The organism is Georgenia satyanarayanai (assembly GCF_023715365.1).
GTDB lineage: Bacteria > Actinomycetota > Actinomycetes > Actinomycetales > Actinomycetaceae > Oceanitalea > Oceanitalea satyanarayanai_B.
This window is the reverse complement of the sequence record NZ_JAMBNZ010000008.1, coordinates 23015-48622: the sequence shown is the minus strand read 5'-3', so window position 1 is coordinate 48622 and position 25608 is coordinate 23015. Positions and strand designations below refer to the sequence as shown.

Below are 25608 nucleotides of genomic sequence, written 5' to 3'. Positions count from 1 at the left end.
GTCGTGAAGAGAGGCATAGCCGCCGCAGCCCTTGCGGCGCTGGCACTGGGGGCGTTCGTCCCGACGGCGTCGGGTGACGAGACGCCACCGCTCACGGTGGACGAGCCCTCGATCACCACCGAGGTCGAGCCCAACAAGATCGACGTCATGGGCATCTGGGCCCACCCCGACGACGACGCCGGCTTCACGACGCCCTGCGGCGTCTGGAACGACAAGTACGACGTCCAGTGCGGCATCATCATGCTCACCCGCGGCGAGGGCGGGTCGAACTCGGTCGGCGACGAGGCCGGCCCCGCGCTCGGCCTGCGCCGTGAGAACGAGGACCGCGCCTCGCACTACCGCTCCGGCACCGTCGACATCTACAACATCGACGCCGTCGACTTCTTCTACAACACCAGCGCCGCCCTCACCGAGGAGGTGTGGGGCTCGGAGCGGGTCCAGCGGCAGGTCGTCCACGTCATCCGCCAGACCCAGCCCGAGATCCTCACCGGCTTCTCGCCCTCCCTCGCCGTCGGGCACGGCAACCACCAGTACGCCGGCCGGGTGGTGTGGGAGGCCGCGCAGATGGCGGCGGACCCCACCGCCTTCCCCGAGCAGCTCAGCGGACCGGACGCCGTCGACGTCTGGCAGGTCAAGATGATCACCTCCGGCGCCGGCACCCAGGGCGAGGGCGGCACGAACGGGCCGAGCTGCAACGCCGGCTTCGTGCCCGCGCCGACCAACCCCTTCACCGTCGTCGGGACGTGGAGCGGCTACCTCTCCCCGTACACCTGGCTGCCCGGCAACGTCCAGGGCCAGGAGCCCGGGACCGCGCAGACGTGGGCGCAGGTGGGCCGTGAGGGCAACCGCGCGCACCCCACCCAGGCGCGCGTCAAGCACACCGGGATCTGGGACCCGCAGTGCCTGCGCTACGGCATCGCCGAGTCGCAAGTGCCCTTCCAGCCGAACGGCTCGCCCGAGAACGCCCGCGACGACGCGATCCTCTTCGGCTCCGTCATCGCCGACCCGGGCGGCATGCCGCTCGGCTCGACCTTCTCCTTCGACATCGCCGACAACTTCCAGGCACCGGGCGTGCCCTTCGACGTCACGGTCGAGAGCCAGGCGGGCGCCGGCACCATCGCCGCCGGTGACGTCACCCTCGACGTCCCCACCGGCTGGGAGGTCAGCGAGCCGCAGCGGCTCGGACCGGTCAGCAGCGAGGCAGAGTCCAGCGTGACCTTCGAGGTGACGCCGTCCGAGGACGCCGCCACCGGGCGCTACCGCCTCGCCGCACGCTTCGCCAACGGCAGCGTCACCGCCTACAACGACACCCGCGTCGACATCGTCCCGGGCGTCGAGGGCCGCTTCGAGCGCTGGGGCAACTTCGCCGAGTACGAGGACTGGGCCGAGAGCTTCACCCACGTCGCGGGCCGGTCCTCCGCGGTGAGCCGCATCGGCGCCGGGGAGTCGGTGACCGTGCCCGTCGTCGTCACCAACCGCACGACGACGGCGCAGGACGGTGAGGTGACGCTCGCGGCGCCCGCGCCCTTCGTCGTCGAGCCCGCCTCGGTGGACTACACCGACCTTGCCCCCGGGGAGCAGACGACGGTCGAGCTCACCGTCACCCACACCGACCCGGCGGCCGCCGGGGGAGCGACGGCCGACCTCGCCATCACGACGACGGCCGACCCGGCCGGCTCGACGAGCAGCGAGACCCTGCAGATGTACGTCGTGCCGACCACCGTCATCCCCGAGGCCGCCGACGCGCCCGCCGTCGACGGCGAGGAGGACGACGCGTACGGCGAGCCCATCGACATCGGCCGCCGCTGGGAGGGCGCGGAGTGCGCGCCCGACGGGACCGACTGCGGCGCCGGCAGCTACGCCCGGCTCGCGTGGTCCGGCGACGACCTCTACGTCCTCGCCCACGTCGTCGACGACGTCGCGAGCGCGGCGGCCACCCCCGAGCGCTGCTTCGGGCACTGGCTGGTCGACTCCGTCGAGGTGCTGCTCGACCCGCAGGCGACGTCGCGGGACACCTCGACGACCTTCAAGACCGGCATCATGCCCTTCACCGACGACCCCACCGGCGCGGCCGGCAACGGCCCGGACGGGCCGTGCTGGAGCCGTGACGCCGACGCGCACCAGGGCTTCTCCTCCGGTCCGCTCGCGGACACGGTCGAGGAGGCGCCGAACTCCCCGGGCCAGGAGGTCGCAGTGACCGTGTCGCGCGGCGCGGACGGAAGCTACGAGGGCGGCTCCTACACCGTGGAGACGAAGATCCCGCTCGAGAACCTGCCCGCCGCCGTCGGGCCGACGAGCGCGGTGCCGACCGGTGATGCGGCGACGAACGACGTCGACCCGCAGTTCCTCGGCCTCAACGTCACGCCCTACGACTCGGACAACCAGGACTTCATCGGGGAGACGCGCACGGCGTGGTCGCCCTTTGGGAGCCAGCAGTCCGAGCCCTACCGGTGGGGCCACGCCTACCTCGACGGCTACGAGCCGCCGGCCGGCCGGCCCACCGAGCCGGCCGACCCGATCATCCCCGACACCGCGCTCATGGGCGTGGAGTCGCCGCAGACGATCTACCAGTCCGCGGTGCGCGGGGTGACGATCTCGGGTCTGCCCGCGAGCCACGGGCTCACGGTCTCCGACGTCGAGATCGGCGAGCCCTCGGTCACGCTGTCGTTGGACGCGACCGAGGCCGGGACCGTGCGGGCTTTCGTGTGGCAGGGCGACCTCGGCATGGTGCCCGTCTGGGTGTCCAGCTGCGAGGGCGACGAGCTCGGCTTCTCCGCCTGCTCGGAGGAGGACGGTGCCGCGGCGCCGTGGGCGCCCGACATGGGCGGGCGTCTCCTCGGGGCCGGGGCCACGGACGTGGCGCCGGGCACCGACACGCTCACCGTGGAGATCGGCGACGACGCGCTCGACGCGCTGCGCGCCGACGGCTCGGTGCTCGTGTCCTTCCAGGCCGCCGACGGCGGGGTCAACGCGTGGTACTTCCCGGTCATCGAGGGGGAGGTCCCCACCGAGGAGCCCACGGAGGAGCCCACCGAGGAGCCGACGACCGACGAGCCCACGCAGGAGCCGACGTCGCCGGCCCCGACCGACGGGCCGACGACGCCGGGTGACCCGACGACGCCCCCGGCCGCCGGCAGTCCGCTGCCGTCGACCGGTGCGGACGTCGGCACGGTCGCGCTCGTCGCGGCCCTGCTCGCCCTCGCGGGCGGCGCGGTCGCCCTGGCGGCCCGCCACCGCCGCACCCGCTGACCCCCCCCTACCGCCGACAGCTGAGTTGTTCCTGGCTGTCGGCGGTAGGGAGGCGTCAACCGGCGCCCCTCCTCATCGGCGGGGGAGGAGGGGTGCGGGGCGGGGCTACCTCGCGAGGAGCGTGGTCTGGAAGGTGTAGCGGGAGGCGCGGTAGATGTGACGCCCGTACTCGACGACCGTGTCGCTGTCCGCGATCGCCAGCCGCTCCATCGTGAGCACCGCCGCACGGGCCGGCTCCATGAGGGTCCGCGCCTCCGCGGCCGTGGCCTGCCGGGCGCCGATCGTCTGGTGGGCCAGCCGCAGCCGCACCCCTCGCTCACGCAGGGCGGCGTACAGGCCCGCCCGCTCGAGGTCCGCGCGGGAGGGCGCGAGCTCGGCCCGCACGTAGTTGGTCATGAGGGCGAGCGGCTCGCCGTCGGCGTAGCGCAGGCGACGGACGACGACGACGTCGGTCCCCACCTCGAGCTGCAACCTCCCGGCGATCTCCTCGTCGGCGGGACGCAGCTCGTGCTCGAGGACCTCGGTGCGCGGCTCACGGCCGGCGGCGGCGAGGTCGTCGTGGAGGCTGGTGAGCTCCACGGAGCGGCGGATGAGCTCGGGCGCGACCTCCGTGCCCACCCCGCGCTTGCGCACGAGCATCCCCTTGTCGACGAGCTCCTGGAGGGCCCGCCTCGCGGTGGGCCGCGAGACCCGGAGCCGGTCGGCCAGCGCCAGCTCGTTCTCGATCCGCGTGTGCGGCGGCAGCTCGCCCGAGACGATCGCCTCCTGCACCACCGAGGAGATCTGGTGGTAGAGCGGCACGGGGCTCGTGCGGTCCAGGTGCACCTGCGGGCGGTACATCTGCGGCGACGTCATGTGTCCGTCCTTGGATCGGCGACGAGGTGGTCGTGAGGTGGCTGTCGGGAACAGCTCAGCCGTCGGCGAGCGCGGGGACGGGAGCTGTCGGGACAACACATCTTGCCACCACAGGAGGGCTGTCGGACGGGACATCAGTTTGTCACGACAAACGGTTGACCGGACGGGAGGGCTGGGGAAGAATCGAGGCGTCCACGGGCCGCGCACAGGAGCGCGGCGCGAGATGAGGAGAGTGCGATGACGAGCTCGGCGCCACCGGAGGTCCTCACCTTCGGACGCAGCGGTGTCGACATCTACCCCCTGACGACGGGCGTGGGCCTGGAGGACGTCGAGACCTTCGGCAAGTTCCTCGGAGGCAGCCCCACCAACGTCGCCGTCGCCGCAGCCCGCCTGGGCCGCAGCGCCGCCACCATCACGGGCGTGGGCGACGACCCCTTCGGACGCTACGTGCGCCGCGAGATGGTCCGGCTCGGGGTGAGCGACGCCTTCGTCGTCACCGACCCGACCCTCCACACCCCGATCACGCTGTGCGAGATCTTCCCGCCGGACCACTTCCCGCTCTACTTCTACCGCGAGCCCAGCGCCCCGGACCTCCAGGTGCGCCCCTACGACGTGCCCGTCGACGCCGTCCGCGGCGCCGGGGTCATGTGGTTCACCGTGACCGGTCTGTGCGAGGAGCCCTCCCGCGCCGCCCACCACACCGCCCTGGAGGCCCGCGGCCGCCGCCCGCTCACCGTCCTCGACCTCGACTACCGGCCGATGTTCTGGTCCTCCCGCGAGGAGACGACGACGGCGGTCCGCGAGTTCCTGCCGGGAGTCACCGTCGCCGTCGGGAACCGCGAGGAGTGCGAGGTGGCGGTCGGGGAGAGCGACCCGGACCGCGCCGCGGACGCGCTGCTCGAGGCGGGGGTGGAGCTCGCCGTCGTCAAGCAGGGTCCGCTCGGGACGCTGGCCAAGACGCGCGAGGAACGCGTCGAGGTCCCGCCCACCCCTACGGAGGTGGTCAACGGCCTCGGCGCCGGGGACGCCTTCGGCGGCTCCCTGTGCCACGGCCTGCTCGCCGGCTGGTCCCTGGGCCGCACCATCGCCTCCGCGAGTGCCGCCGGCGCCATCGTCGCCGCGCGGCTCGAGTGCTCCACCGCGATGCCCACCGAGGAGGAGCTGCTCGAGGTCCTCGACCACGGCGCCCGCCCGCAGGACGTCGAGAGGCGGGCACGTGCTCAGCGTTGAGGAGATACGCCACGTCCGCCTGCACGAGCCCGGGCGGATCGCCCGCGCGCTCGCGGAACGTCCCCGGGGCCGCCTGCCCGAGCCGGGCACCAAGCTCATGGTCATCGCCGCGGACCACCCCGCCCGTGGCTCGCTCGCCGCGGGCAGCTCCGCCATGGCGATGGGGGACCGGCGCGAGCTGCTCCGCCGGTGCGCCGCGGCCCTAGCCCGCCCGGGCGTCCACGGCTTCCTCGGCACCGCCGACGTCGTCGAGGACCTCACGCTCATGGGCGCCCTGGACGGCAAGCTCGTCTACGGCTCGATGAACCGCGGCGGCCTGCGCGGCTCGCGCTTCGAGATGGACGACCGCTTCACCGGGTACACCGCGCGCGCTGTCGCCGCGTCGGGCCTCGACGGCGGGAAGGTGCTCATGCGCGTGGACCTCGAGGACCCGGGCTCGCTGCGCACCGTGGAGAGCACGGCCCGCGCCGTCGACGAGCTCGCCACCGCCGGCCTCACCGCGATCGTCGAGCCCTTCCTCTCCCGCCGCGAGGGCGGCCGGGCGGTCAACGTCCTCACCACCGAGGCCGTCGTCACCTCCGTCGCGATCGCCGCGGGCCTCGGCGGGACCTCCGCGCGCACCTGGCTCAAGCTCCCGCTCGTGCCGGACATGGAGGCCGTCGCCGCCGCCTCGACCCTCCCGGCGCTCATCCTCGGCGGTGAGGTGAGCAAGGACACCGAGGCCACCGCCGCCGGCTGGGCGCAGGCGCTGCGGCTGCCGGGCATCGAGGGCCTCGTCATCGGCCGCGCCCTCCTCTACCCCCACGACGACGACGTCGAGGGCGCCGTCGACCGGGCGGTGGCACTCCTGTGAGCGGCCTCGTCCTGCGCGCCGGCGACACCGCCGGCGGCGCCTACGCCCTGGACGTCACCCCCGAGCGCGCCGGGTGGCGCTTCAGCGGCCTCAAGGTCCTGCGGCTCGAGCCGGGCGGGAGCGAGACGCTGCGCACGGGGCCGGACGAGATGGTCCTCCTCCCGCTGTCCGGCTCCTGCGCCGTCGAGGTCGAGGACATCACCTACGAACTCGCCGGCCGCCCCGACGTCTTCACCGCCGTCACCGACTCCCTCTACGTGCCCACCGGCACCACCCTCACCGTCACCTCAGCGGGCGGCGCGACCCTCGCGCTCCCGACGGCGCGCGCCACCCGCCGTCGCCCCGTCGCCTACCAGGGCGCCGACGGCGTGCGGACCGAGCTGCGCGGCGCCGGCCAGGCCTCCCGCCAGGTCAACGACTACGCGATGGCCGGCGGGCTCGGCACCGACCGCCTCCTCGTGTGCGAGGTCCTCACCCCGGGCGGGAACTGGTCCTCCTACCCGCCGCACAAGCACGACGAGCACAGCGAGGTCGAGCGGGAGCTCGAGGAGATCTACTACTTCGCGGTCCGTCCCGGCCCCTCCGGCCCGGGCGTCGCCTACCACCGCACCTACGGCACCGCCGGACGGCCCCTCGACCTTCTCGCCGAGGTCCGCACCGGCGATGTCGTGCTCGTCCCGCACGGCTACCACGGCCCGTCGATGGCCGCGCCGGGCTACGACCTCTACTACCTCAACGTCATGGCCGGCCCCGCGGAGGACCGCACCTGGCTGATGACCGACGACCCGGCGCACACCTGGGTCCGCGGCACCTGGGAGTCCCAGGACGTCGACCCGCGCCTGCCCATGACCCGTCCCGTCGAGCAGGGGGGCCCGACATGACCGAGACGACGACGCCACCGACCATGCGCCTCACCGTGGCCCAGGCGCTCGTGCGCTTTCTGTCCGTGCAGCACACCGAGCGCGACGGCGTGGAGCACCGCCTGGTCGCCGGGGTGATGGGCATCTTCGGGCACGGGAACGTCGCCGGGGTGGGCCAGGCCCTCCTGCAGAACGAGCTCGACCGCGCCCCTGGCGAGGAGCACCTGCGCCTCTACCAGGCGCGCAACGAGCAGAACATGGTCCACACCGCCGTCGGGTTTGCCCGCACGGCCAACCGGCTGCAGACCTTCGCCTGCGCCGCCTCGATCGGGCCCGGCTCGACGAACATGGTCACCGGTGCGGCGCTCGCCACGATCGACCGCATCCCCGTGCTCCTCCTGCCCTCCGACACCTTCGCCACCCGCCGCCCCGACCCGGTCCTCCAGCAGCTGGAGAACGAGCAGCAGCTCGACGTCTCGGTCAACGACGCCTTCCGGCCGGTCTCCCGCTTCTTCGACCGCGTCCACCGCCCCGAGCAGCTGCCCGCCAGCCTGCTGGCGGCGATGCGGGTCCTCACCGACCCCGCCGAGACCGGCGCCGTCACCGTCTGCCTCCCGCAGGACGTCCAGGCCGAGGCCCACGACTGGCCCGCCGAGCTCTTCGCGCGCCGCGTGTGGCACGTGCCCCGGCCGGTCCCCGAGCCGGCGGCACTCGAGCGCGCCGCCGCCGTCATCCGTGGCGCCCGGCGGCCGCTCGTCGTCGCCGGCGGCGGGGTCGTCTACTCCGAGGCGAGCGCGGCGCTCACCGCGCTGGCCGACGCCACCGGCATCCCCGTCGTCGACACCCAGGCCGGCAAGGGCGCGATCAGCTGGGAGCACCCTTGCGCGGCGGGCGGGGTGGGGTCGACCGGCAGCGCCGCCGCCAACGCGCTCGCCGCGGAGGCCGACGTCGTCATCGGCGTCGGGACCCGCTACACCGACTTCACGACGGCGTCGCGCACCGCCTTCCGCCACCCGGACGTGCGCTTCGTCAACCTCAACGTCAAGGCCTTCGACGCCGCCAAGCACGCCGCCGAGATGGTCGTCACCGACGCGCGCGCCGGGCTGGACGCGCTGCGCATGGCGCTCGCGGGACACCGCGTCGAGGAGGCCTACTCGCGGCAGGTCACCGAGCTCGTCGCCGACTGGGCCCGCGTCACCGAGGAGTGCTACCAGCGCGGGCACGGCCCGCTGCCCGCCCAGACCGAGGTCTTCGGCGCGCTCAACGAACTCATGGGGGACGAGGACGTCCTCGTCAACGCCGCCGGTTCCATGCCCGGTGACCTCCAGGCCCTGTGGCGGGCCCGCACCCCCGTCCAGTACCACCTCGAGTACGGCTACTCGTGCATGGGCTACGAGATCCCCGCGGCCATGGGGGTCAAGCTGGCCCGGCCCCAGAGCGAGGTCGTCGCCCTCATCGGGGACGGCAGCTACCAGATGGCCCCGCAGGAGCTGGCGACGATCGTCGCCGAGGGGCTGAAGATCGTCGTCGTCGTCCTCGAGAACCACGGCTGGGCCTCGATCGGCGCGCTCTCCGAGTCCCACGGCTCCCAGCGCTTCGCCACTGCCTACCGCCGCCGCGACCCCGCCACCGGCATGCTCGACGGCGAGCGGCTGCCCGTGGACCTCGCCGCGAACCTCCGCAGCTACGGCATCGAGGTCCTCGAGCCGCGGTCGGTCGCCGAGTTCCGCGAGGCCTACGCCGTCGCCGCGGCGGCGCAGGAGACGACGGCGATCGTCATCGAGACCGATCTCGAGGGGCAGGGCCCGCCGTCGTCGGCCTGGTGGGACGTGCCCGTGGCCGAGACGGCCCGTCTGGACAGCACCCGCCGCGCCCGCCTCGAGTACGAGCGTGCCCGGCGCGACCAGCGGCCCTACCTGTGACCGCCCGCCGGGAGGAGAGGAAGCGATGAGGACCATCCACCACTGGATCGCCGGTGCGCCCCACGAGGGCGGCACCGAGGCGACCACCCCCGTCCACGACCCCGCCACCGGGGAGGTGAGCGCCCGCCTCGCCCGCGCGGACGCCGCCGTCGTCGACGAGGCCGTGCGGACCGCCGCCGCGGCGCAGCGCGAGTGGGGCGCGACCTCGCTGGCGCGGCGCACCGAGATCATGTTCCGGATGCGCGAGCTCGTCGTGCGGCACACCGACGACCTCGCCCGGCTCGTCACGGCCGAGCACGGCAAGACGCTGGACGACGCCCGCGGGGAGGTGGGCCGCGGCCGGGAGACCCTCGACTTCGCGTGCGGGATCAACCAGGCGAGCAAGGGGGAGTACACCGCCGGCGCCTCCACTGGCGTGGACGTCCACTCCCTGCGCCAGCCGCTCGGCGTCGTCGCCGGGATCACGCCGTTCAACTTCCCCGTCATGGTGCCCATGTGGATGCACCCCATCGCCGTCGCCACCGGCAACGCCTTCATCCTCAAGCCCTCCGAGCGCGACCCCTCCGCCGCGAACCTCATCGCCGAGCTCTACCGCGAGGCGGGCCTGCCCGACGGCGTGTTCAGCGTCGTCCACGGCGACAGGACCGCCGTCGACGCGATCCTCGACCACCCCGGGATCGCCGCCGTCTCCTTCGTCGGCTCCACCCCCGTGGCCCGGTACGTCCGCGAGCGCGGCGCAGCCCGCGGCAAGCGCGTCCAGGCCCTCGGCGGGGCGAACAACCACGCGGTTGTCATGCCTGACGGCGACATCGAGTACGCCGCCGCGCAGATCGCCTCCGGTGCCTTCGGCTCGGCGGGGGAGCGCTGCATGGCCGTGCCCGCGGCGGTTGCGATCGGCGCTGCGGGCGACCTCCTCGTCGCGGCGCTGCGCCGGGAGGCGGAGCGCATCGTCGTCGGCCCCGGGGACCGCGACGGCGTGGGGATGGGCCCGGTCATCACCGCCGAGGCGCGCGAGCGCGTCATCCGCTACACCACCGAGGCGATCGAGGCGGGCGCCGAGCCGGTCGTCGACGGGCGCGGACTCGCCGTCGAGGGCCACGAGCAGGGCTACTTCGTCGGCCCCACCGTCCTGGACCGGGTGAGCCTGGACACCGGGGCCTACCGCGAGGAGGTCTTCGGCCCGCTCCTCACGGTCGTGCGCGTCGACACCTTTGAGGAGGCCCTCGCCCTCGTCAACTCCTCTCCCTACGGCAACGGCGCGGCGATCTTCACCGCCTCCGGGGAGTACGCCCGCCGCTTCGCCCATGAGGTGCAAGCCGGGATGGTGGGCGTCAACGTGCCGATCCCTACCCCGGTGGCGTACTACTCCTTCGGCGGGTGGAAGGATTCACTGTTCGGGGAGCACCACATCCACGGCCCCGAGGGCGTGCGCTTCTACACCCGGAACAAGGTCGTCACCAGCCGCTGGCCCCACGTGGACCGCCCCGTGCAGGCGTCGATGAGCTTTCCCTCCACCACCGACTGACCCCGAGAGGACCCACCCCCATGGTGAGGATCGCCGTCATCGGCGCGGGCCGCATCGGCGCCGTCCACGCCGCGACCGTCGCGCACCACCCCGACGCGGAGCTGCGGCTCGTCCACGACCCCGTCGGCAACGCCGCCGAGCAGCTCGCCGCCGCGCACGGCGCGCGCGCCACCCGCGACCTCGCCGAGGTCTACGCCGCCGACGACGTCGACGCCGTCATCATCGGCTCGCCCACGCCTTTGCACGTGGAGCACCTCGTCGGCGCGGTCCGCGCCGGCAAGGCGGTGCTCTGCGAGAAGCCCGTCGACCTCGACCTCACCCGCGTCGAGGAGTGCATCGCCGCGATCGCCGGTCACGAGCACCGGGTCATGGTGGGCTTCAACCGGCGTTTCGACCCGAGCTTCGCCGAGATCCACGCCCGCGTGCAGCAGGGGGAGATCGGACCGCTCGAGCAGCTGACGATCGTCAGCCGCGACCCCGCCCCGCCGGCGCCCGCCTACGTCGCCGTCTCCGGGGGCATCTTCCGCGACATGACGATCCACGACCTCGACACCGCGCGCTTCTTCCTCGGGGACATCGTCGAGGTGAGCGCCGTCGGCCAGCGCCTCGACCCCGGCTACGCGCACCTCGAGGACTTCGACGGCGCCGTCACCACGCTCGTCGCGGCCAGCGGTGCCGTGGCGACGATCGTCAACTCCCGCCACTGCGCCACCGGCTACGACCAGCGCCTCGAGGCCTTCGGCCCGCTCGGGTCGCTGGAGGCGCTCAACCAGACGGCCGGCTCGGTGCGCCACTCGTCGGCCACCCACGCGGGCGCGGCGGGGCCCTACCTCGGCTTCTTCCTCGACCGGTACGCAACCGCCTACCGCGACGAGCTGAGCCACTTCGTGGACGCCGTGCGCACCGGGCGTGCACCGTCCCCGACGATCGAGGACGGCCGCGCCGCCCTCGTCCTGGCCGACGCCGCCACCCGTAGCGCCACCACCGGTGAGCGCGTCCTGCTGCCGACCACCGCGAGGAGCCACCCATGAGGATCGCCGGAGCGCCCATCAGCTGGGGCGTGTGCGAGGTCCCCGGCTGGGGGCACCAGCTGAACCCGGACCGCGTGCTCACCGAGATGGCCGGGCTCGGCCTCACCGCGACCGAGTTCGGCCCCCAGGGCTGGCTGCCCGAGGCCCCCGCCGCGCGGGCGCAGGCCCTCACGCCCTACGGGCTTGCCGCCGTCGGCGCCTTCGTCCCCGTGGTCCTCCACGACCCCGGCCACGACCCGGCGCCCGAGGTGGACCGCGAGCTCGACAGCTTCGCGGCCGCCGGCGGGGACGTCCTCGTCCTGTCCGCCGCCTCGGGCCAGGAGGGCTACGACGAGCGTCCCGCGCTCGACGACGCCGGCTGGGCCACCCTGCTGCGCAACCTCGACCGTCTCACCGAGCTCGCCGCCTCCCGGGGCGTGCGCGCCAGCCTGCATCCGCACGTGGGGACGATGGTCGAGCGCGAGGAGGAGGTCCGCCGCGTCCTCGACGGCTCCGTCGTCCCGCTGTGCCTCGACACCGGCCACCTCCTCATCGGCGGCACCGACCCGGTGGCGCTCGCGGCCGAGCACGCCGCCCGCATCAACCACGTCCACGTCAAGGACGTGCGCCTGGACCTCGCCCTGCGCGTCCAGCGCGGGGAGACGACCTACACCGACGCCGTCCGCCAGGGCATCTACACCCCGGTGGGGACGGGCGACGTCGACTTCGCCGCCATCGTGGCGGCCCTCGACGCCGCGGGCTTCGACGGCTGGTACGTCCTCGAGCAGGACACCATCCTCACCGGAGAGCCGCCGGAGGGCAGCGGCCCGCTGGAGGACGTGCGCCGCTCGCTCGAGCACCTGCGAGCGCTCGGCGGGTAGCGCCGCCGACGGCGACGCGCCCCGATGTCGGATTGTCCGGACAATCCTTGACAGTGCGTATGACCGGCACCACACTGGGCGCGACGGGGCGGTCACCTGCCCCTGGACCGACGAGGGGACTGCCGATGACGGCCGTTGCTGACCGCGAAGCCGCACCACCGGGCGGCCCCGCCTCGGGGCGCCCGGGCCGGCAGAGCCGGGGGCTGCACTCCGCCCTCACCGTCGTGCGGCTCGGGCCGGTGCTCCTGCTCGCCATCATCATGGCGGTGCTCGCGGTGCTCAACCCGCTGTTCCTCTCGCCGGTCAACCTCGGCAACGTGGGCCTGGAGGCGTCCGTCGTCGCGATCCTCGCGCTCGGTCAGCTGCTCGTCATCGTCACCGCCGGCATCGACCTGTCGCAGGGCTCGGTCATCGCCATGTCGAGCATCTTCGGTGCCCTGTGGATCCGCGAGCTCGACCTCGTCTCGGGCTGGCTCGTCACCCCGACGATGATCCTCGCCGGCGGCCTGGCGGGCGGGGTCAACGGCACGCTCTTCGTCAAGGGCAAGCTGCCCCACCCCTTCCTGCCGACCCTCGCCATGCTCATGGTCGCGCGCGGCGTCGCGCTCATCGTCAGCGAGGGACAGCCCATCACCGGGATGCCCGCCTCCGTCACCGCGATCGGCTCGGGCCGGATCGGCTACGTGCCCTACGCCGTCGTCCTCGTCGCTGTGCTCGCCCTCCTCACCTACGTCCTGCTGCGCCGTATCACCTGGGGGCAGTGGATCTACGCCATCGGCGGCAACCGGGAGGCGGCGCGCCGCGTGGGCGTCCCCGTCGACAGGGTGCTCATCTCGGTCTACGTCCTCAGCGGGATGAGCGCCGGGACCGCCGCCATCGTCGTCTCCGGCCAGACGAACTCCGCCTACCCCACGGCCGGCAACCTCATGGAGCTGTCCGCGATCGCCGCCGTCATCATCGGCGGGGCGAGCTTCTTCGGCGGCCGCGGCACCGTCGTCGGCACCCTCGTCGGCGCCCTCATCCTCGGGGTCATCCAGAACGGCCTCAACCTCATGAACGTCCAGAGCAGCTGGCAGTACGTGGCCCTGGGCACCGCCGTCGTCATCGCCGTCGAGCTCGACGTCGTCCGCTCCCGGCTGGAGACGCGGCTGCGGGTGGTCCGGACCGAGGAGACGGAGGCGGGGACATGACGACGACGACGGCGGAGCACGCTCCCGGCACCGTGCCGGTCCTCGAGGTGCGCGGCGCCGTCAAGCGCTTCGGCGCGGTCACCGCGCTGGCCGGCGTGGACCTCGCCGTCCACCGCGGGGAGGTGCTCGGGCTGCTCGGCGACAACGGCGCCGGCAAGTCGACGCTCATCAAGGCTGTCACCGGCGTCCACCAGCTCGACGAGGGGGAGATCCTCCTCGACGGTGAGCGGGTGGCGGTCACCAGCCCCACCGGGGCCCGCAACCACGGCATCGAGGCGGTCTACCAGGACCTCGCGCTCTTCGACAACCTCGACGTCGCCACCAACCTCTACGTCGGCCAGGAGCTGACGAAGCCCCGCGGCTGGCGCGGCCTCGGCTGGCTCGACCGCAAGGCGATGCGCCGGGACGTCGAGGAGCGGCTGAGGACCCTCCAAGTCCACCTGCCCGACCTCAAGGGCCACGTCGGCCTCATGTCCGGCGGGCAGCGCCAGGCCATCGCCGTCGCCCGGGCGGTCGCCTTCGCCCGCCGGGTGCTCATCCTCGACGAGCCGACGGCGGCGCTCGGGGTGCGGGAGACCCGCAACGTCCTCGACGTCATCCGGCGGCTGCCCGAGGAGCACGGGATCTCCATCATCCTCATCTCGCACAACATGGACCACGTCGTCCAGGTGTGCGACAACGCCGTCGTCATGCGGCAGGGCCGCGTCGTCGGCAGCACGCGTCCCTCCCCGGAGACGGCGCAGGACATGGTCGCAATGATCGTCGGCGCCACCGAGGGCGCCTCGAAGAAGGGACACCAGCAATGAGGCTCACCCGACGCACGGCCGCGCTCGGCGCGGCAGCCCTCACCGGCACCCTCGTCCTCGCCGCCTGCGGCGGGGACGACAGCGGGGGCGGGACCGACGACGGCGGAGGTGACGGCGAGGGGGAGTACACGGTCGCCGTCGTCCTCAAGACGCTGTCCTCGCCGTTCTGGCTCCAGGTGGCCGGCGGCGTGGAGGACGGCGGGGAGGCCGCGGGCGTGGAGGTCACCCTCGCCGGCGCCACCGCCGAGACCCAGGTTCAGGAGCAGATCGACAAGGTCCGCGCGGCGATCACCCAGCAGGTCGACGCGCTCGTCGTCGCCCCGACGCAGGCCGAGCAGCTCCAGCCGATCCTCGAGCAGGCCGTCGCCGCGGACATCCCCGTGCTGCTCGTGGACACCGACATCGAGGGCTGGGACGGCAAGGAGACCTTCGTCGGCACGGACAACTACCAGGCGGGTGTCACGGCGGGGGAGTACATCCTCGAGCAGACGGACACCGGCTCCATCGCCGTCATCCGCGGCGTGCCAGGCAACCCGTCGACCGACTCCCGCATCGACGGTGCGCTCGAGACGATCGCCGACAGCGGCATCGAAGTCGTCGCGGACCTCGCCGCCAACTCCGACCGTGCGGAGGGTCGCTCGGTCATGGCCGACATCCTCCAGTCCAACCCCGACGTGTCCATCGTCTTCGCCGCGAACGACGACATGGCGCTGGGCGCGTTGGAGGCGATCAAGTCGGCGGGCCTGGCGATGGAGGACATCCTCGTCATCGGCGTGGACGGCACGAGCGACGCGGTCGCCTCGATGACGGCCGGGGAGCTGGACGCGAGCATCGCGCAGAACTCCTACGAGATGGGCCGCACGAGCGTGGAGCTGGCCGTCGAGCTGCTCGAGGGCGGCACCATCGAGGAGCGCGTCGACACCGGCGTCACGGTCGTCACGCAGGAGAACGCCGAGGAGTACGGCGCCCAGCTCGAGGAGCAGGCCGCCGACGAGGATGTCGCAGGCTGAGCTGCTGCGCGTCGGGGTCGTGGGGCTCGGCGCCATGGGCGCCGAGCACGTGGTCGCGCTGAGCGAGCACGTCCCCGGCGCGCGTGTGGTCGCGGTGCACGACGTCGACGCCCACCGGGCACGGAAGGTGGCGGCGTCCGTGGGCGCCCGGGTGGCGGGCAGCGCGGAGGGGCTCATCGCGGACGCGGAGGTCGACGCCGTCGTCATCGCCTCTCCCGACCACACGCACGCGCCGCTCACCCTCGCCTGCCTCGCGGCGGGCAAGCCGGTGCTGTGCGAGAAGCCGCTGGGCGTGGGCGTGGCGGAGACGGCGCAGGTCGTGGCCGCGGAGGAGGCGGCCGGCCGGCAACTGGTGACCGTGGGCTTCATGCGCCGCTTCGACCCCGGCTACCTCGAGCTGCGCGAGGCGGTGCTCGGCGGCCGGGTCGGTGAGCCGGTGCTCCTCCACTGCGTCCACCGCAATGCCTCCCCGCACCCGGAGGCGACGACCGAGGGCGTCGTGGGCAACTCGATGGTTCACGAACTCGACATCCTCCCGTGGCTCACCGGCCTGCCGGTGACGGGCATCGAGGTGCGCTCCCCGCGGACGGAGGGGCTGCGCGAGCCGCAGCTCGCCGTCGTCGAGCTCGGCGGGGGACGGGTGCTCGCGACGGTCGAGGTCTTCCTCAGCGCGCGGTACGGCTACGACGTGCGGTGCGAGGTGGTCGGGACCGAGGGGGCGGTGAGCCTGCGCCCGCCGGCCCGGCTGGACGTGGCCCGCGACGGCCGGGCCGGCGTCGCCGTGGCCGCGGACTTCCGGGAACGCTTTGCCGAGGCCTACCGCGCCGAGCTCACTGCCTGGGTGGCCGCCGCGTCTCGCGGGGGAGCGACAGGTGCCTCCGCGGAGGACGGCCACCGGGCCGCCGTCGTCGCCGCCGCCGGCATCGAGTCGTTGGCGACGGGCCGCCGGGTCGCCGTCCCGCCCGGCTGAGCGAGCGCCCCCGCTACGGGTGCGACGCTGCGGCGGTGACGGAGAGGAGGTACGCCATCACGGTCCGGCCTACTGCCTCGGCCGCCGCGCCGGCTTCCCACTGGCCGTCCTGGAGCGCCTCCGCGCGGGCGATCACCCGGGAGGTCCACGGGACGTCCGGGTGGAGCTGGGGCAGGGCGCCACTGGCGCGGCGAGCGCGGCGACACGCGGGACGGGCTCGCCGTCGGCCAGCACGGCGCGGAGCTCGGTGAGCAGCGCCGACCGACGGCCCGTGGCGCCCTCCTCGAGCACCGACACCGAGAACAGCCCGAGCGCCCTGCGGGTGCTCCGGCGGAGGTCACCGCGCTCCACCAGACGGTCCAGCAGCGGCTCGCGCAGCGTGGGGCCGGTCGCCGGCAGGACCGTCTGCACGCCGCGGGCCCTGTCGGAGACGTACTCCCAGCTCTCGCGCAGCAGACGGTCCGCCGGCGGGCGGCGCGGGACGGCGGACACGGTCGTGGAACCCAGCCGCCCCGCCGCGGCGTGGACGTGCCCGCCCAGCCCCAGCTCGGCGAGCACCGCCCCGGCGAGCACGTAGGAGAGGGTGCCCTCGCCGGCGATGGTCCCTGACCCGGGCTGGAAGAGCAGGAGGAGCAGGTCCTCCGCCAGTGTCCGGTCGGCCGGGACGGGCGCGCCGGTCCGGCCGCTCATCGCCGCGGTTCCCAGCGGAAGAACCGGGTGGCCAGCGCGACCGCGACCCAGACCCAGGCGAGGGTGGGGGCGAGCAGCAGGAGCGAGTCGCCGATCGGGTACCCCCCGTTCCAGGCGTGGACCATCAGCTCGGTCGCTGCCCCTCCGGGAAGCAGCCGCTTGAGCAGCGGGAGGTCCTCTGCGCCGGAGACGCCTACCCACATGGCGACCGCAACGATGCCCAGGCTGACCGGGAGAGTGGTGATCTGGGCGCGCTCGGAGGAGTTCGTCACCCCGGAGGTGGCCATCCCCAGGGCGAGCATCATCGCGAACGCGGCAGCGACCGCCACCGCGAGGAGCGGGATGTTGGCCGGGGCGTCGCTGACGACGGCGAGGACGGCGAGGATGACGCTCGCCTGGACGAGGGAGATCACGCTCACCGGCAGCACCAGCCCCGACACGATGGCGGGGTCGGTGGCGGCGGTGGAGCGCAGCCGCTTGAGGAACAGGTTCTGTCGCCGGGCGGCGAGGGTGGTCACCACGGTGGCGTAGAGGCTGAACGCGGCGAGGGTGAAGACGAGCAGGACGGCGATGTAGCCGAGGCCGCCTGCGCCGACGAACAGGTCGCGGTTGTAGATGAAGAAGACGCTGGCGGCCAGCGGCATGAGGAGGCTGGTGAACAGTGCGGTCCGGTCGCGGAGGAGCTGGATGAGCTCGCTCCGGGCGATGGTCAACATGGTGAGGTCCTTGTCGGGTTGTCGAATTGTCGGTGGTCGGGGTGTCACGAGCTGGCGGGTGCGGTGTCGATGGCGCGGAAGACGTCGTCGAGCCGGGTCGGGGCGGCCGACAGGTCGAGCAGCTCGACGCCGTTGGTCTCGGCCCAGTCGAGGAGCCGCTTGAGCTCGCGCTGCAGCTGGTAGGTCTCCAGGCGGTAGGCCGCGTCAGCTGGGGCGGTGGCCAGCGGCGGGGTCGGGGCGCCGGGCGGCAGCGTGAACTGGATCGAGGCCGGCAGGGTGCGGGTGAGGTCGGCGACCGTGCCCTCGTGCCGGAAGGTGCCCTGGTGCATGAGGCCGACGCGGTCGGCCCGCTGCTGCGCCTCCTCGAGGTAGTGCGTGGTGAGGATGACGGTCGTGCCGTCCGCCCGCAGGCCTTCCACGACGTTCCAGAGGGCGTCACGGGACTGGATGTCCAGTCCGGTGGTGGGCTCGTCAAGGATGATGAGCTCCGGTCGTCCGTAGACCGCGGTGGCGAAGTCGAGACGTCGCTTCTCACCGCCGGACAGCTGCTCGACCCGGGTGCTGCCCTTGCGGGTGAGGTCGACGGCATCGAGGACGCGCTCGACCGTGTCGGACCGGCCGGTGAGCCGCCCGATGAGCCGCACCGACTCCGTGACCGTCAGGTCGGCAGCGAAGCCGCTCTCCTGCAGCATGATCCCCATCCGGGGACGCACCGCCGCGCGGTCGGTGGGGCTCGTGCCGAACACCCGCACCGCGCCCGAGGAGGGCGTGCGGTGCCCCTCGATCACCTCGAGCGCGGAGGTCTTGCCCGCGCCGTTCGTGCCGAGGAGGGCGTACAGCTCGCCGCGCTGCACCTGGAAGGAGAGGTCCTTCACCGCCCGGAAGTCGCCGTAGTCGACGTTCAGCGCCTCGACCTCGACGACAGGCCCGGGCGAGGGCCCTCCGAGGGGTGCGCGGGTGGCCGATGCGGCCGTCCCCTCCGTGAGCTGGTGTTCCATGATGGTGACCTCCTGGGTCGATGGGGTGGTACCTGGAGATTCGCACCGCCGGTGGCGTCCTCGCGTCGGTGGGAACCACCGCTGTGCCGCCGCGTGGCGAGGGCCACGGCCGGCCGCTGCCAAGAGGGCCGGCACCGCGTGCACCTGCGGCGATGGCCCGGTCCGGTGACCGTTCCGGCCCGCGACGACGGGCAGGGCGGGTAGTGTTCGCGTCGGTAGGAGCTACGTAGATCGGTGCAAGAGAGCTCAGTCGGACTCGGATGGGGGCCGGACCTGGTGCACCTCGTGGGCCGCCGTGCGGAGCGCGACACGGTCGAGCAGCTCCTCGCGCTGGCCAGGTCCGGGCGCAGCGGGACGCTCGTCGTCCGAGGCGAGGCCGGGATCGGCAAGACCGCGCTGCTCGAGCACGCCCGGAACGCGGCCGGTGCGGCGTTCCGCGTGGAGACGCTCGTGGGAGTGGAGGCGGAGGCCCAGTTCGCCTTCGCCGGCCTGCACCAGCTGTGCGCGCCGCTGCTGAGCCGGGCCGACGCGCTGCCCGCTCCCCAGCACTCCGCCCTCGCCGTGGCCTTCGGTCAGCGCGCCGGCGCCGCGCCCGACCGGTTCCTCGTCGGGCTGGCGACGCTCAACCTCATCGCCGAGGCAGCAGAGGAGAGGCCGATCCTGTGCCTCGTCGACGACGCTCAGTGGCTGGACGAGGCGTCGGCGCAGGTGCTGGCATTCGTCGCGAGACGCCTGGTGGCCGAGCGGGTGGCGATGGCCTTTGCGGTGCGTGACGGCCCGGTGGTCCGCGCGTTCGCCGGCCTGCCCGAGCTCCGCCTGGGTGCGCTCAGCGAGGAGGAGGCACGCACCCTCCTGAGCGCCGGGGTGCACGCACCGCTCGACGACGGGGTGCGGGACCGGATCATCGCCGAGTCCCGGGGGAACCCCCTGGCGCTGGTGGAGCTGCCCCTGGGCGCGCCGCCCGCACGGCTGGCCGGCGGGTTCGAGCTGCCCGACCCCGCGAGCGTTCCCCACCGTGTCGAGGAGAGCTTCCGACGGCGCTCGAGCGGCCTGCCGCCCGCGACCCAACAGCTGCTGCTGGTCGCTGCGGCCGAGCCGACGGGGGAGGTGGCCCTGCTGTGGCGGGCCGCGGCGCACCTGGGGATTGCGGCCGATGCAGCCGCGCCGGCGGAGGCGGCCGGGCTGCTGGAGATCGACAGCCGGGTGCGCTTCCGCCACCCGCTCGCGCGTTCGGCCGTGTACGGCGTCGCCAGTCCCGCGGACCGCCGTCGTGCGCACCGTGCGCTGGCCTCGGCCACCGATCCGTCCCGTGATCCCGACCGGCTGGCCTGGCACCGCGCCCGGGCGGTGCTCGGGGTCGACGAGGAGGTCGCCGGCGAGGTGGAGCGGCTGGCCACCCGGGCGCGGGACCGCGGTGGACTGGCGGCCGCTGCCGCGTTCCTCCAGGAGGCGGCCGAGCTCTCCTCCGAGCCTGTCCAGCGAGCGCGGCGGGCGCTGGAGGCGGCGGAGGCCAAGCACCGTGCCGGGGCGTCCGAGGCGGCGCTGTCACTCCTGGGCGTCGCCGCGGCGGGGCCGCTGGATGTTTCCGAGCGTGCCCGCGTCGAGCTGCTGCGCGCCCATGTCGCGTTCCACCTGCGACGGGACCCCGAGGTCCCCGGGATGCTGCTGCACGCCGCCCGGATGCTCGCACCGCTCGAGCCCGCCCTGTCGCGCGAGACCCACCTGCACGCGCTGGACGCGGCGATCCTCAACGGCGGGGACGCGGTGGGCATCGCCGAGGCGGTACGGACCGCTCCCGCCTCCGAGTCACCCGCCCGCCCGGTGGACCTCCTCCTCGACGGCCTCGCGACGGCACTGACGCAGGGGTACGCGAGCGGCGTGCCGCAGCTGCGGCACGCCCTGGAGGCGTTCCGGGACGGCGCCTACACCGGTCCCGAGCCGGACCGCCACGACGACGCCTGGCTCTGGCTCGCCGGGCGTACGGCGGTGGGGCTCCTCGACGACGAGCTCGTCCACGCGCTGGCCACCCGCAACGTCCAGCGGGCGCGCACCGCCGGGGCACTCGCGACGCTTCCCACTGCCCTCAACCTCCTGTCGATCACCTCGGTCCTCATGGGCCGGCTGGGCCGGGCGACCGAGCTGGCAGCAGAGGCGGCGACGATCACCCAGGCGACCGGCGGCGTCCAGCTCCCGCACGCGCAGGTCATCCTGGGCGCGTGGCGGGGAGACGAGGCCGCGACCACCGCCCTCACCGCCAGCACCGCTCAGGACTCCACCCACCCCGACGGGAGCACGGACGCCGCCCAGGCCCAGTACGCGCTGGCGGTCCTCCACAACGGACTCGGCAACTACCCGGCCGCGCAGGAGGCGGCAACGAGCGCCTGCCGGTCGCCGGAGCTGGCGCTCAGGAGCTCGAGCATCCCGGAGTACGTCGAGGCGTGTGCCCGTGCGGGAACGCCGGAGCTCGCCGCGTCCGCGGTCGACCAGCTCGGTTCCCGGGCCGAGGCCAGCGGCACCCGGTGGGCCCTGGGGACGGCGGCCTGCGCACGGGCGCTGACGAGTACCGGCCCCCGCGCCGAGGACCTCTACCTCGAGGCGATCGAGCACCTCGAGAGCTCCCTGATGGGCGCGTACACCGCCCGCGCCCACCTCGTCTACGGCGAGTGGCTGCGCCGCGAGGGCCGACGCAAGGACGCCCGCGAGCAGCTCCGGACCGCCCACGGGAGCCTCTCGGCGATGGGGGCCGAGGCCTTCGCCGCTCGGGCAGCCCGCGAGCTGCAGGCCACCGGTGAGCACCCACGCAAGCGGTCCGTCCAGCCGGCCGACACGCTCACGCCGCACGAGCTGCACATCGCCCGGCTGGTGGCGACCGGCGCGACGTCGCGGGAAGTCGGTGCCCAGCTCTTCCTCAGCCCGCGCACCATCGAGGCACACCTGCGCAGCATCTTCGCGAAGCTCGGCATCACCTCCCGCCGTCAGCTGCGAGAGGTCTCCCTTCCCTGAGGACGACGGCGGGGGCAGGATGGGGTCGCGCACGATCACCCGGGACGGAGGCCCCTCCGCCGACGTGTCGAGGAGGACGAGTGGTGGTGGCACCGCGACGACGCATCGGCGTCGGCGTCATCGGTCTGGGCTGGATGGGACGCCTGCATGCCCGCAGCTACCGGGGCGTGCCCGAGCGCTATCCCGAGCTGCGCGTCGACCCGCTCCTCCTCGTCGCCGCGGACCCGCACGAGCACACCCGGCAGGCCGCCGTCGACCATCTCGGCTTCGCCGACGCGAGCCCGGACTGGCGCGCGGTGCTCGCGCGCCCGGACGTCGACGTCGTCTCGATCTGCGCCCCCAACCACCTCCACCGCGAGATCGCCCTCGCCGCGGCCGCCGCCGGCAAGCCGTTCTGGATCGAGAAGCCGATGGGCGTCGGGGTCGCGGACAGCGAGGCCATCGCCCGGGCCGCGACGACCCGCGGCCTGGTCACCGCCGTCGGCTTCAACTACCGCCACGCGCCGGCGATCGCCCACGCCCGTGAGCTCGTCCGCTCCGGTGCGCTGGGCCGCGTGACCACCGTGCGGGCCTGCCTGCTCGCCGACTACGCCGCGTCCCCGGACGCCCCGCTCACCTGGCGCTACGAGCGCGCGCTCGCCGGCCCGGGGGTCGTCGGGGACCTGCTCTCGCACGGCGCGGACCTCGTCCAGCAGCTCGTCGGCCGCATCACCGAGGTGACGGCGACGACGAGCACGTTCATCGCCCAGCGCCCGGTGCCGACCCGGCTCGGGGTGGGCCACGGCGGCTACGAGGTCGGGGAGGAGCTCGGTGCGGTGGAGAACGAGGACCACGCCGCCGCGCTGGTGCGGTTCGAGTCCGGCGCCGTCGGGACCCTTGAGGCCAGCCGCGTCGCGCACGGACCGCGGGCCGAGTACGTCGCCGAGGTCTACGGCACGCGCGGCTCGGTGCGGTGGAGCTTCGAGCGGCTCAACGAGCTGCAGGTCGCCGACGAGCGGGGCGGCTACCGCACCGTCATGGCCGGCCCGGAGCACGGCGAGTTCGCGCGCTTCCAACCCGGGGCGGGGACGAGCATGGGCTTCGACGACCTCAAGACGATCGAGGCGTCCCTGTTCCTCCGGTCCGTGCTCACCGGCGAGCAGCGCGCCCCGTCCGTGGCGGACGGGTGGGCCGCTGCGGCGGTGGGGGAGGCAGTCGTCGCCTCGGCCGCCGACGGCGCGTGGCACGCCGTGCCGTCCGTCCCCGGGACGACCTACGACCGCTGACGCGTGAGGAGGAGCCCCATGTGCCACAAAGACCCGCTTGTCGGCGCGACACGCCGGGTGCCCGGCACGTCACCCGGGCGTGTCGAGAGCGGTTGTGGCACATGTCTGGGCCATAGGGCGGCGGCTCGACCACCGCGGCGCGAGTAAGTGACAAGTCGCTGGAAAGCACGACGGTCGGGTTCAGCGGTGGGCCACGCGGGACCGGGACGGTAGCGTCTGGCCATGGCACCGACGAAGAGCCCCGCCGTCGAGATCGACGTGGCCGGACGGCCCGTGCGCATCACGAGCTCGGACCGGATCATCTTCCCGGAGCCGGGGATCACCAAGCGCGAGGTCGTCGACTACTACCTCGCCGTCGGTGACGGGATCCTGCGCGCGCTCCGCGAGCGGCCGGTCACCCTCGAGCGCTGGCCCAAGGGCGTGCGCGAGGGGATGAAGCGGGCCACCCGCAACGACCCGCACGGCGACGCCTTCTACCAGAAGCGTGTGCCGGCGAAGGGGGTGCCGGACTGGATCGAGACGGTCGAGATCGCCTTCCCCAGCGGCCGCACCGCCGACGAGCTGTGCCCCACCGAGCTCGCCGCCGTCGCCTGGGCAGCGAACCTCGGCACGATCACCTTCCACCCGTGGCCGGTGCGGCGCGACGACGTCGACCACCCCGACGAGCTGCGCATCGACCTCGACCCCCAGCCGGGCACCGACTTCGCCGACGCCGTCGAGGTGGCGGCGGTCGCCCGCGAGTACCTCGCCGAGCTCGGCTGGCGGGGCTTCCCCAAGACCTCCGGCAACCGGGGCGTGCACATCTACGTGCGGATCGAGCCGCAGTGGGACTTCACCCAGGTGCGCCACGCGGCCATCGCCTTTGGTCGCGAGCTCGAGCGGCGCATGCCGGGCAAGGTGACGACGAACTGGTGGAAGGAGGAGCGCGGGCAGACGATCTTCGTCGACTACAACCAGAACGCCCGCGACCGCACGATCGCCAGCGCCTACAGCATCCGGCCCCTGGCCCACGCCCCCGTCTCCGCGCCCGTCACCTGGGACGAGCTGCCCGACGTCGACCCGCGTGACCTCACCGTCCGCACCATGCCGGCCCGCTTCGCCGAGCTCGGGGACCTGCACGCCGAGATCGACGACGTCGCCCACGACCTGACCCCGCTCCTCGAGCTCTACGCAGGGCAGGAGGCCCAGGGGCACAGCGACCTGCCCTACCCGCCCGAGTACCCGAAGATGCCCGGCGAGCCGGCGCGCGTGCAGCCGTCACGGGCGAAGAAGTCGGACGGCCTGCCTTGAGGAGGACTCGATGGTCGCTCCGGACAGCGACCCGCCACCGGAGAAGCGAACGACAGTGTCCCGTCACCCCGCACGGTGAGGCACGACCAGTCCCGGCTCTACGTCGAGGCGTGACCCGACTCCGACGTCCAGCGGTGCGAGAACGTGGGCTGTCCACGGCCCGCGGATGGGCAGTGAGGTGGGGGCGCGGGCCGGTAGGTCAGTAGCCGGTGAACTCCTCGGTCCGGAGGTCGTCGGCGTCGACGCCGACGTCGTTGAGGACCGTGCGCATGGCGGTCACCATCGTCGCGGGGCCGCTGAGGTAGTAGATAGGAGCGGCCACGTCGTCGATGTAACGGGAGAGCATGGCCTTGTCCACGTGGCCGGTCTCGCCGTCCCAGCTGTGTTCCGAAGTCTCTGGCCGTGTCATGGTCGGGACGAGCGTGAAGTTCTCCTCGGTCTCTCCGAGCCTGCGCAGCTCGGCGAGGAAGGCAGCCTCCTCGGGGCGCTTGTTCGAGTAGAGGACGATGATCTTGTGACCGGTACGGTCGTGGGCCGCTTGCAGGGCGATGCTGCGGACCGGGGTGATGCCGATCCCTCCGGTGAGGAAGACCGCGGGCCTGCCCACGTTGTGGTGGAGGGTGAAAGAGCCGTACGGGGCGTCGAGTGCGAGCTCTGTGCCGAGGGGCATGGTCTTCAGGACGCGTTTGAAGGCGGTGTCGCGAAGCCTGGTGGCGGCCATCAGGTGCGGTTCGTACGGGGCGCTGGTCAACGAGAAGCCTCGAGTGGCTCCTTCGGCGTCGATCTCGGCGGGATCCAGCAGCGTGTAGTCGGCGAACTGGCCGGCCGTGTACTCGAAACCCGGGGGCTTCTCGAAGGAGAAGACCATAGTGTCGTCGGCGATCTCGTTCCGTTCAAGCAGCCTCGTCCTCGGCAGTGCCATGATCCTGGCCCCTTCCTGACGTGTTGTCCTGGGCGACGGTGACCCAGTGTGGCGATCCACGTGGACCGAGCGTTCTGGAGCTGCTCGCTGAGATCTCGGCCAGCGGTGCCAAGGTGGCGGCATGACGATCAGTACCGCTGGCCCTCATCGGCCTGCCTTGGCACGACCCTGGCCGGGAGTTCTTCCGGGCGGGGAGCTGCAACGCCGGGGCTCGAAGTCTTGTCGGCGGTGACGTTTCCGCCGCTGACCGGGGTCCCAGTTCTTGGCCCGGACCCGGAGCCTGGCCGTGGGTGCTCATAGCTCCTGTTTTCACGGAGTGTTCCTTGCATTAACTCGCGGCTGAGCAGAAGATGCAAGGGCGGG

General features: G+C 73.5%; 20 protein-coding genes. 15 read left to right on the top strand and 5 right to left on the bottom strand.

What is annotated here, in order from left to right; all coding sequences use genetic code 11:
• The first annotated feature begins 3 nt into the window (after positions 1-3).
• Positions 4-3249: a sugar-binding protein gene (locus M3148_RS17950; protein ID WP_308203239.1), complete on the top strand. Its 3246-nt coding sequence runs from the start codon at positions 4-6 to the stop codon at positions 3247-3249.
• 105 nt (positions 3250-3354) lie between these two features.
• On the opposite strand, the gene M3148_RS11090 is transcribed toward M3148_RS17950, so the two are convergent.
• Positions 3355-4104 (bottom strand): GntR family transcriptional regulator, encoded by a 750-nt coding sequence (locus M3148_RS11090; RefSeq protein ID WP_251304766.1) that lies wholly within the window; start codon positions 4102-4104, stop codon positions 3355-3357.
• A gap of 237 nt (positions 4105-4341) precedes the next feature.
• Between M3148_RS11090 and iolC the strand changes: the two genes are divergently transcribed.
• The 11 genes from iolC to M3148_RS11035 all read left to right on the top strand — a co-directional run bounded on the left by iolC (position 4342) and on the right by M3148_RS11035 (position 16361).
• Complete coding sequence (gene iolC, locus M3148_RS11085; RefSeq protein ID WP_251304765.1) at positions 4342-5334, top strand: 5-dehydro-2-deoxygluconokinase; 993 nt, start codon at positions 4342-4344, stop codon at positions 5332-5334.
• A complete protein-coding gene (locus M3148_RS11080; protein ID WP_251304764.1) occupies positions 5321-6187 on the top strand; it encodes a Cgl0159 family (beta/alpha)8-fold protein in 867 nt (288 codons plus the stop codon). Before iolC ends, M3148_RS11080 begins: the two co-directional genes overlap by 14 nt.
• Positions 6184-7068, top strand: coding sequence for a 5-deoxy-glucuronate isomerase (iolB, locus tag M3148_RS11075; RefSeq protein WP_251304763.1), 885 nt, complete (start codon positions 6184-6186; stop codon positions 7066-7068). The genes M3148_RS11080 and iolB overlap by 4 nt, the downstream gene beginning before the upstream one ends.
• Positions 7065-8969 carry a 3D-(3,5/4)-trihydroxycyclohexane-1,2-dione acylhydrolase (decyclizing) gene (gene iolD / locus M3148_RS11070; RefSeq protein ID WP_251304762.1) on the top strand — a complete coding sequence of 635 codons (1905 nt, stop codon included), beginning with the start codon at positions 7065-7067 and terminating at the stop codon, positions 8967-8969. Before iolB ends, iolD begins: the two co-directional genes overlap by 4 nt.
• A gap of 25 nt (positions 8970-8994) precedes the next feature.
• The gene (locus tag M3148_RS11065) at positions 8995-10494 is read left to right on the top strand and encodes a CoA-acylating methylmalonate-semialdehyde dehydrogenase (RefSeq protein ID WP_251304761.1); all 1500 of its coding nucleotides are present in this window, start codon (positions 8995-8997) and stop codon (positions 10492-10494) included.
• 20 nt (positions 10495-10514) lie between these two features.
• On the top strand, positions 10515-11525 hold the full coding sequence (gene iolG / locus M3148_RS11060) for an inositol 2-dehydrogenase (RefSeq protein ID WP_251304760.1): 1011 nt from the start codon (positions 10515-10517) through the stop codon (positions 11523-11525).
• Positions 11522-12385 carry a TIM barrel protein gene (locus M3148_RS11055; protein ID WP_251304759.1) on the top strand — a complete coding sequence of 288 codons (864 nt, stop codon included), beginning with the start codon at positions 11522-11524 and terminating at the stop codon, positions 12383-12385. Before iolG ends, M3148_RS11055 begins: the two co-directional genes overlap by 4 nt.
• Positions 12386-12510: 125 nt before the next feature.
• Positions 12511-13575, top strand: coding sequence for an ABC transporter permease (locus tag M3148_RS11050; RefSeq protein ID WP_251304758.1), 1065 nt, complete (start codon positions 12511-12513; stop codon positions 13573-13575).
• A complete protein-coding gene (locus M3148_RS11045) occupies positions 13572-14381 on the top strand; it encodes an ATP-binding cassette domain-containing protein (protein WP_251304757.1) in 810 nt (269 codons plus the stop codon). Before M3148_RS11050 ends, M3148_RS11045 begins: the two co-directional genes overlap by 4 nt.
• The gene (locus M3148_RS11040; protein ID WP_251304756.1) at positions 14378-15391 is read left to right on the top strand and encodes a sugar ABC transporter substrate-binding protein; all 1014 of its coding nucleotides are present in this window, start codon (positions 14378-14380) and stop codon (positions 15389-15391) included. Before M3148_RS11045 ends, M3148_RS11040 begins: the two co-directional genes overlap by 4 nt.
• Positions 15378-16361, top strand: coding sequence for a Gfo/Idh/MocA family oxidoreductase (locus tag M3148_RS11035; protein ID WP_251304755.1), 984 nt, complete (start codon positions 15378-15380; stop codon positions 16359-16361). Before M3148_RS11040 ends, M3148_RS11035 begins: the two co-directional genes overlap by 14 nt.
• A 132-nt stretch (positions 16362-16493) precedes the next feature.
• Here the strand turns inward: M3148_RS11035 and M3148_RS11030 are convergent, their stop codons facing one another.
• From M3148_RS11030 to M3148_RS11020, 3 genes are read right to left on the bottom strand one after another with little or no spacing between them, the layout of a single operon-like run.
• Positions 16494-17051: a GOLPH3/VPS74 family protein gene (locus tag M3148_RS11030; protein WP_251304754.1), complete on the bottom strand. Its 558-nt coding sequence runs from the start codon at positions 17049-17051 to the stop codon at positions 16494-16496.
• Positions 17048-17767, bottom strand: coding sequence for an ABC transporter permease (locus tag M3148_RS11025; protein ID WP_251304753.1), 720 nt, complete (start codon positions 17765-17767; stop codon positions 17048-17050). The genes M3148_RS11030 and M3148_RS11025 overlap by 4 nt, the downstream gene beginning before the upstream one ends.
• 44 nt (positions 17768-17811) lie before the next feature.
• Positions 17812-18765: an ABC transporter ATP-binding protein gene (locus M3148_RS11020; protein ID WP_251304752.1), complete on the bottom strand. Its 954-nt coding sequence runs from the start codon at positions 18763-18765 to the stop codon at positions 17812-17814.
• Positions 18766-19050: 285 nt separating this feature from the next.
• On the opposite strand from M3148_RS11020, the gene M3148_RS11015 reads away from it, so the two are divergent.
• The 3 genes from M3148_RS11015 (at position 19051) to ligD (ending at position 24323) form a co-directional block, all read left to right on the top strand.
• Complete coding sequence (locus M3148_RS11015) at positions 19051-21768, top strand: ATP-binding protein (protein ID WP_251304751.1); 2718 nt, start codon at positions 19051-19053, stop codon at positions 21766-21768.
• An 86-nt stretch (positions 21769-21854) separates the two neighbouring features.
• A complete protein-coding gene (locus tag M3148_RS11010; RefSeq protein ID WP_251304750.1) occupies positions 21855-23033 on the top strand; it encodes a Gfo/Idh/MocA family protein in 1179 nt (392 codons plus the stop codon).
• Between the two features lie 222 nt (positions 23034-23255).
• A complete protein-coding gene (ligD, locus tag M3148_RS11005; protein WP_251304749.1) occupies positions 23256-24323 on the top strand; it encodes a non-homologous end-joining DNA ligase in 1068 nt (355 codons plus the stop codon).
• Between the two features lie 199 nt (positions 24324-24522).
• On the opposite strand, the gene M3148_RS11000 is transcribed toward ligD, so the two are convergent.
• Entirely contained in the window at positions 24523-25245 is a 723-nt protein-coding gene (locus M3148_RS11000; RefSeq protein WP_251304748.1) for an FAD-dependent oxidoreductase, read from the bottom strand.
• Between the last annotated feature and the right edge of the window lie 363 nt (positions 25246-25608).

What these genes read in the sequence shown, in the direction of transcription:
- M3148_RS11045 (WP_251304757.1), top strand. Translation starts at nt 13,572, where the DNA reads ATGACGACGACGACGGCGGAGCACGCTCCCGGCACCGTGCCGGTCCTC.
- M3148_RS11040 (WP_251304756.1), top strand. Translation starts at nt 14,378, where the DNA reads ATGAGGCTCACCCGACGCACGGCCGCGCTCGGCGCGGCAGCCCTCACC.
- iolD (WP_251304762.1), top strand. Translation starts at nt 7,065, where the DNA reads ATGACCGAGACGACGACGCCACCGACCATGCGCCTCACCGTGGCCCAG.
- M3148_RS11000 (WP_251304748.1), bottom strand. Translation starts at nt 25,245, where the DNA reads ATGGCACTGCCGAGGACGAGGCTGCTTGAACGGAACGAGATCGCCGAC.
- iolG (WP_251304760.1), top strand. Translation starts at nt 10,515, where the DNA reads ATGGTGAGGATCGCCGTCATCGGCGCGGGCCGCATCGGCGCCGTCCAC.
- M3148_RS11020 (WP_251304752.1), bottom strand. Translation starts at nt 18,765, where the DNA reads ATGGAACACCAGCTCACGGAGGGGACGGCCGCATCGGCCACCCGCGCA.
- M3148_RS11065 (WP_251304761.1), top strand. Translation starts at nt 8,995, where the DNA reads ATGAGGACCATCCACCACTGGATCGCCGGTGCGCCCCACGAGGGCGGC.
- M3148_RS11030 (WP_251304754.1), bottom strand. Translation starts at nt 17,051, where the DNA reads ATGAGCGGCCGGACCGGCGCGCCCGTCCCGGCCGACCGGACACTGGCG.
- M3148_RS11055 (WP_251304759.1), top strand. Translation starts at nt 11,522, where the DNA reads ATGAGGATCGCCGGAGCGCCCATCAGCTGGGGCGTGTGCGAGGTCCCC.
- iolC (WP_251304765.1), top strand. Translation starts at nt 4,342, where the DNA reads ATGACGAGCTCGGCGCCACCGGAGGTCCTCACCTTCGGACGCAGCGGT.
- M3148_RS11025 (WP_251304753.1), bottom strand. Translation starts at nt 17,767, where the DNA reads ATGTTGACCATCGCCCGGAGCGAGCTCATCCAGCTCCTCCGCGACCGG.
- M3148_RS11035 (WP_251304755.1), top strand. Translation starts at nt 15,378, where the DNA reads ATGTCGCAGGCTGAGCTGCTGCGCGTCGGGGTCGTGGGGCTCGGCGCC.
- M3148_RS11090 (WP_251304766.1), bottom strand. Translation starts at nt 4,104, where the DNA reads ATGACGTCGCCGCAGATGTACCGCCCGCAGGTGCACCTGGACCGCACG.
- M3148_RS11050 (WP_251304758.1), top strand. Translation starts at nt 12,511, where the DNA reads ATGACGGCCGTTGCTGACCGCGAAGCCGCACCACCGGGCGGCCCCGCC.
- ligD (WP_251304749.1), top strand. Translation starts at nt 23,256, where the DNA reads ATGGCACCGACGAAGAGCCCCGCCGTCGAGATCGACGTGGCCGGACGG.